We start from the raw sequence: 6161 nt of genomic DNA on the forward strand, positions 1-6161 counted from the left end.
CAGTGGCGCGAACGACGCCTTCCAACGGGATCTCGCCACCGGGCGGGTAGGTTGCGGTCATGTACACCGTCGCCATCCTCGCGCTGGACAAGGTGATCCCGTTCGACCTCTCGACACCGATCGAGGTCTTCACCAGGACGCGGCTCGCCGACGGGAGCGCGGGCTATCGGGTCATCGTCTGCGCCGAACAGCCGGACGTCGACGCGGGCCACTTCACTCTGCGCGCCCCGTGGGGGCTGGAGGCGCTGCGCGAAGCCGACACGATCATCGTCCCCGGCACCGCCGACCCCACCGGACCGTTGCCGGAAGCCGTCCACGACGCGCTCACCTCGGCCGCCGAAAGAGGTACGCGGATCGCCTCGATCTGTTCCGGGACCTTCATCCTCGCCGCCGCGGGCCTGCTCGACGGGCTTCGCGCCACCACCCACTGGGTCGCCGCCGAGGCACTGGCCGCCGCGTACCCGGAGGTCGACGTCGATCCGGACGTGCTCTACGTCGACAACGGGCAGATCCTGACGTCGGCGGGCGCCGCCGCGGGCCTGGACCTGTGCCTGCACCTGATCCGCCGGGACCACGGCTCCGCGATCGCGGCCGACGCCGCCCGCCTTTCCGTGATGGCGCTGGAACGCGAAGGCGGACAGGCACAATTCATCGCATTGCGGCATCCTCCCGCTCCCCGCGGCTCGGCGCTGGAACCCACTTTGCTCTGGATGCAGGAAAACCTCGCGCGCGAGCTGACACTGGCCGACATCGCCGCACGCGCCGGGATGAGTACGCGCACGCTCATCCGGCACTTCCGTGAGCAGACGGGGACGACACCGTTGCAGTGGCTGCACCGGACGCGTGTCCGGCAGGCACAACATCTGCTGGAGACCACCCAGTACGCCGTCGAACGGATCGGCGCCGAAGTCGGTTTCGGTTCGCCCACCGCGTTCCGCGACCGGTTCAAGCGCACGACCGGCGTCAGCCCCGGCACTTATCGACGCGCTTTCCGTTAAGCGGCAAGGGCCGGTGCGGTGTCCGAGGCGCGCACGCGGGCCTGTTCGGCGAACCGCCTTCGGGCGACGACGACTCTGAGCCATCGTTCCGAACGCTCGGCGTCCAGTGCGGAGGTCGCGCGGGCGAGCACCTCGGCGGCGTGCGCGGCGGAATCGATCTCCGCGGCGGCGCCGAGGTAGTCGCCCGCCTCGATCAGCTTGTAGGCGTGGCGCATCTCGGTCTGCGCGGTCGAGTAGATGGCGTAGGCGGCCAGGTTGTTCGCCAGCGGGCCCAGTGAATGCGACATCGGATTCTCCGTTCCTTCTCTTACCCACACGTCGAACGGGCCCTCGGTGGTTCGACACGGCGGCCGGATTTTTCTCGAGGGTTGCGCAAAGTGGCCGCCTCACGACAGCCTGAAGCGCATGCCAGCACGGGCGGCGTCGTTCCGCAGCGTCTTCGCGGTCGCCGGATTCCGCCGGATCTGGCTCGCGCATCTGCTCTCGGTCGCCGGTGACCAGCTGGCCAGGGTCGCCCTCACGGTGCTGGTGTTCGACCGGACGTCCTCGGCGGGCTGGGCTTCGGCCGCGTACGCGCTGACGTTCGTGCCCGATCTCCTCGGCGGCGCGCTGGGCGGCATCGCGGACCGGTTCTCGCGGCGCACCGTGATGGTGGTGACCGACGTCGGCCGGGCGGTCCTGATCGCGCTGATGGCGGTGCCCGGTCTGCCGTTGCCCGCCGCGGCCGCGCTGTTGTTCGTCGTGCAGCTCATGGCCGGGCCGTTCCACGCGGCCCGACAGGCGATGCTGCCGGACCTGCTCGATCCGGACCGGCTGGTCGTCGGACAGGCCGTCATCTCCTCCACCTACCAAGCCGGGCTCGTGGTCGGCTTCGGCGCGGGAGCCGCAGTCGTCACCAGCCTCGGCGTACCCGGCGCGCTGCTGATCGACGCGGGCACGTTCGCGCTTTCCGCGCTCATGCTCCACTTCGGGCTCGAACGGTTCCCACCGTCGGCACCGAGCCATCACAAGCGCCCGTCCCTGATCGCGGGCTGCCGTCTGGTGGCGCGCGACCGCAAGCTGCGCTGGCTGCTGCTCATCGCCTGCTGCTGCGGTTTCTACGTCGTACCCGAAGGCCTCGCCGTCCCGGTCGCCGCCGAACTGGGCGGCGCGGACGCGCTGCCGTGGCTGCTGGCCGCGAACCCGGTCGGTTCGGTGCTCGGCGGGATCCTGCTGAGCCGGATCCCGCGGGAACGGCAGGTCAAGGTGCTGGGCGCGTTGACGGTGGCGAGCAGCCTGGTGCTGATCCCGACCGGCTGGGCGCCGGGCCTGGTCACGATCGTCGTGCTGTGGACGCTCTCGGGGGTGTTCTCCGCGCACGACATGATCACTCAGACGCAGTACAGCCTCGCCGCGCCGGCCGCCCATCGCGGCCAGGTGATCGGGGTCGCGATAGCGGCGTTGCGGGCGGCTCAGGCGGCCGGGATCGCGGTGGCCGGGCTGTTGGCCCAGCTCGTCGCGCCGACCACCGTGGTCACCGTCGCGGCGGGCGCGGGCGTGGTGGTCGCCTGCGTCGCCGGGGTGGGCTGGTCACGGGCGGTGTCGTCCCGCCGCGGCCCGGAGGAATCCGAAGATCCCGCGGGTCCGGCCGGCGGGACGACACCCGTTGGCGAGCACGGTTCCTGACACATCACGTCCAGTTGTTGTCACGACGGGTCGTCCAGTTGTTGTCACGCATTACGTTCACCTCCCTTCGTGATGCCGCACGCTCTTGTGGGCCGGATCACTCAGGTCCAGTTGTTGTCCCGCATGTCGTTCACCTCCCTCGAAATAGCGATTTATCCGGCAAAACACTCACCAGTTGTTGTCCTGCATCGGTGCACCTCCCTCGTTTTGGTTGGGCTGTCCGGGGGAATTCGCGGCCGCGTGTCTTATCGTCGGAGACAACGCGGTCGTCGCCGTCCCGGTTCGATTACGGTGTAGATCACCGACGGAAGAGGGTGCGTGGACGGACGACTCGGCGGCGCGCGGCGGCGGCTCAAGGCCTGGCACCTGTGGAGCCTGCCGCGACCTGTGCGTTCCTACGTCCTGGTCGTGAATCTCATCGCAGTCCTCTCGACCGCCGCCACGGCCCGGCTGGTCCCGGTGACCGGTACCGACCTCGCCCGATTCGGCGTCCTGACGCTGTGCGCGGCCATCGCGATCGAGGGCACCCGGCAGATCGAACGCCAACGGGAGTACGACAGGGCCCCGTCGGTCGCCTACGTCGACACCAAGGCGGTCTGGAGCGTCGCCGCCGTCATCGCGCTGCCTCCGGTACTCGCCGCCGCGATGGTCGTGGTGACCTACACCATCGCATGGCTGCGGATCTGGCCACACCAACGGCCGGTACTCCCCCATCGGTGGATCTTTTCCGCCGCGACGGTGCTCTGCGGCACGCAGGCCGCCGTAGTCGTCCTCAGCCTCGGCATGCGCCACTACCCCGGTTCGCCCGACTCCGGGCTGCTCGCCGGGCTGGGCGATCTCGCCGTCATCATCGTGGCCGCGGCCCTGCGCTGGGCGATCAACACCGTGCTGGTGATGATCGCGATCGCGCTCTCCTCGCCGCCCAAGTCGATCGGCGAACTGTTCTCCGGCTTCGGCGACCAGATCCTGGAGGCGGGCGCGCTCGGCCTCGGTCTCGTGACGGCCGTCGTCCTCGTGCAGGCCAACCCGCTGGTCCTCGTCGGGGTCGTCATCGCGCTGGTCGCGCTGCACCGCGGGCTGCTGCTGACGCAGTACCGGCGCGACGCGCACACCGACGCCACCACCGGCCTCGTCACGAAACGCCGGTGGCGTCAGCTGGCCGAAGAGCACCTCGGCCGGACGCGCGCCGGCCGCAACCTCGGCGTGTTGTTCCTCGACCTCGACAACTTCAAGACGATCAACGACACCTACGGGCATCCCAACGGCGACCTCGTCCTGCGCGCGGTCGGCGACGCGCTGCGCGCCGAAATCCGCGAGCAGGACGTCTGCGGGCGGTGGGGCGGCGAGGAGTTCGCGATCGTCATCCCGGACATCCACGGCGAGGAGACGCTGCGCCAAGTGGCCGAACGGATCCGGCACCAGGTGGCGGTGGTCTCGGTCGCGCTGCCCGATCGCGACACCGTGCTCACGGATCTGACGGTGTCGATCGGCGGAGCGCTGTACCCGGCGGCCAACATCACCAGCGTCGACGACCTTCTCGTCGCCACGGACACCGCGCTGTATCGAGCGAAACAAGGTGGCCGCAACCGCGTCGAACTCGCCCCTCCCACGCAGTAGGCTCCCCTCGGCTGGGGAGGCGCGATGGAGCGATTCGCTCGGGGTCCGGTAGGTCTGGTCGTCGCGATACAGGTCCTGGTGTTGACCCTGGTGTCGGGCCGGTACGGCTTCCACCGGGACGAGCTGTACTTTCTCGCCGCCGGAAAGCGGCTCGCTTGGGGCTATGTCGACCAGCCGTCGCTGACACCCTTTCTCGCGAGGATCTCCACGGACGTCTTCGGCGCCACTCCTGCCGGTCTGCGCGTGGCCGCCACGTTGTGCGCCGCCGCGACGGTGGTCCTGCTGGCACTGGTCGCCCGCGAGTTCGGCGGTGGCCGGGGCGCGCAGGTCCTCACCGCCGCGATGACCGCGTTGGCCGCGTTCGTCGTGGTCGACGGGCACATGCTGTCGACGGCCACCGTCGACATGCTGGTCTGGAGTGCGCTCGGCCTGGTGGTGCTGCGCCTTCTCCGCACCGGCGACGGACGGTGGTGGCTCGCGATCGGCGCCGTCGTCGGCGTCGGGCTGGCGGCCAAATGGCTCGTCCTGCTGATGGTCGCCTCGATCGGCCTGGCGATCCTCGCCGTCGGCCCGCGGAAGATCTTCCGCAGCGGCTGGCTTCCCGCCGGGATTCTGCTCGCGCTGGCGCTGGCCGCACCGGGACTGATCTGGCAGGCGGCCCACGGTTTCCCTTTGCTGACCGTGGCTTCCGGTATCAGCGAGGACGACGGTGCGGAGAACCGGATCCTGTTCGTGCCGATGCAGCTGCTCTATCTCTCCCCCGTGGTCGTGCCGGTCTGGGTCGCCGGCGCCCTCCGGCTCTGGCGCGATCCGGATTTGCGCTGGGCTCGCTCGTTGGCCTTGGCCTATCCGGTGTTGTGCGTGATCTTGCTGGTACTGGGCGGAAAACCGTACTACTCGGCACCCTTTCTGTTACTGCTCGCGGCCGCCGGCGCCGAACCCTGCCTGCGCCTGCTCGACCGCACCTGGCGCCGCGCTCTCGCTGCCGCGCTGGCTTTCGTCGGCGCGGCCGTCTCCCTCGTCGTCGGACTGCCCTTGCTGCCAGTGTCCGCGCTGGCGCCGGTTTTGGTGGTGAACAAAGAACAAGGCGAGCAGGCAGGCTGGCCGGAGCTGGCTTCGACGGTCACGCAGGTCTGGTCACGGATCCCCGCCGAGCAGCGATCCACCGCGGTGATCTTCACGCGGAACTACGGGCAAGCCGGGGCCTTGGAGTACTACGGGCTTCCCACTGTCCACTCGGGACACATGTCCTATGCGGACTGGGGGCCACCTCCCGCTGAGGCTGTCGGGCCCGTGGTCGTCGTGGGCCCGTATCTTCCGGCGTGGTTCACCGGATGTCGCGAGGAGGCCGTTCACGACAACGGGCTCGGAGTGGAGAACGACGAGCAAGGGGTGCGGATTTCCTTGTGCGCGGGGACTTCCCGGCCTTGGTCCGTGTTGTGGGGCGAGTTGCGCCACTACTACTGAGCTGGTTTGTTTCGTTGCCGGGAAACGGCGACGCTCACGGGGACGGATGTCGGGAGATCTCCTTTACGTTCAGGACTACCCGACCTTGGGTGAGTAGCAGCACTACGAGCCGGTTTGCGTCGTCGCCGGAAAACGGCGACGCTCGTGGCACCTGTGAACCGGACGCTGGAAGATCCCCCTGCGTATGGGACTTCCCGGCCCCACCGTTGGGCGAGTAGCGGCACTACTGCCGAACCAATTTGTGTCGTCACCGGAAAACGGCAACGCCAGCGATGTCTATGACATCGAAAACTGTCGGTGGTCGGTTGTACGTTCTGTGTGTGGATACTTCTGACGCCGTTGTGGCGCTGCTCAAGGAAATGACCGAGTCGGATGTGTTGGGGGAGGTTATTGGTTCGCTGGATTCGTTGGGGG

General features: G+C 68.8%; 5 protein-coding genes. 4 read left to right on the plus strand and 1 reads right to left on the minus strand.

What is annotated here, in order from left to right; translation table 11 throughout:
* Positions 1-59: 59 nt before the first annotated feature.
* On the plus strand, positions 60-998 hold the full coding sequence (locus tag DL991_RS33425) for a GlxA family transcriptional regulator (protein ID WP_125788343.1): 939 nt from the start codon (positions 60-62) through the stop codon (positions 996-998).
* On the opposite strand, the gene DL991_RS33430 is transcribed toward DL991_RS33425, so the two are convergent.
* A complete protein-coding gene (locus DL991_RS33430; protein ID WP_125788344.1) occupies positions 995-1285 on the minus strand; it encodes a hypothetical protein in 291 nt (96 codons plus the stop codon). The two genes, DL991_RS33425 and DL991_RS33430, sit on opposite strands and share 4 nt — an antisense overlap.
* 118 nt (positions 1286-1403) lie before the next feature.
* Between DL991_RS33430 and DL991_RS33435 the strand changes: the two genes are divergently transcribed.
* The 3 genes from DL991_RS33435 to DL991_RS33445 all read left to right on the plus strand — a co-directional run bounded on the left by DL991_RS33435 (position 1404) and on the right by DL991_RS33445 (position 5747).
* Entirely contained in the window at positions 1404-2663 is a 1260-nt protein-coding gene (locus DL991_RS33435; protein ID WP_125788345.1) for an MFS transporter, read from the plus strand.
* A gap of 318 nt (positions 2664-2981) precedes the next feature.
* Complete coding sequence (locus DL991_RS33440) at positions 2982-4280, plus strand: GGDEF domain-containing protein (RefSeq protein WP_370308568.1); 1299 nt, start codon at positions 2982-2984, stop codon at positions 4278-4280.
* 24 nt (positions 4281-4304) lie between these two features.
* Positions 4305-5747 carry a glycosyltransferase family 39 protein gene (locus DL991_RS33445; RefSeq protein WP_125788346.1) on the plus strand — a complete coding sequence of 481 codons (1443 nt, stop codon included), beginning with the start codon at positions 4305-4307 and terminating at the stop codon, positions 5745-5747.
* The last annotated feature ends 414 nt before the right edge of the window (positions 5748-6161 follow it).

The sequence above is a fragment of the Amycolatopsis sp. WAC 01375 genome (assembly GCF_003947325.1).
Taxonomy (GTDB): domain Bacteria; phylum Actinomycetota; class Actinomycetes; order Mycobacteriales; family Pseudonocardiaceae; genus Amycolatopsis.

Excerpts from the sequence above, each read along its gene's own strand:
- DL991_RS33425 (WP_125788343.1), top strand. The coding sequence starts at position 60 with ATGTACACCGTCGCCATCCTCGCGCTGGACAAGGTGATCCCGTTCGAC.
- DL991_RS33430 (WP_125788344.1), bottom strand. The coding sequence starts at position 1,285 with ATGTCGCATTCACTGGGCCCGCTGGCGAACAACCTGGCCGCCTACGCC.
- DL991_RS33435 (WP_125788345.1), top strand. The coding sequence starts at position 1,404 with ATGCCAGCACGGGCGGCGTCGTTCCGCAGCGTCTTCGCGGTCGCCGGA.
- DL991_RS33445 (WP_125788346.1), top strand. The coding sequence starts at position 4,305 with ATGGAGCGATTCGCTCGGGGTCCGGTAGGTCTGGTCGTCGCGATACAG.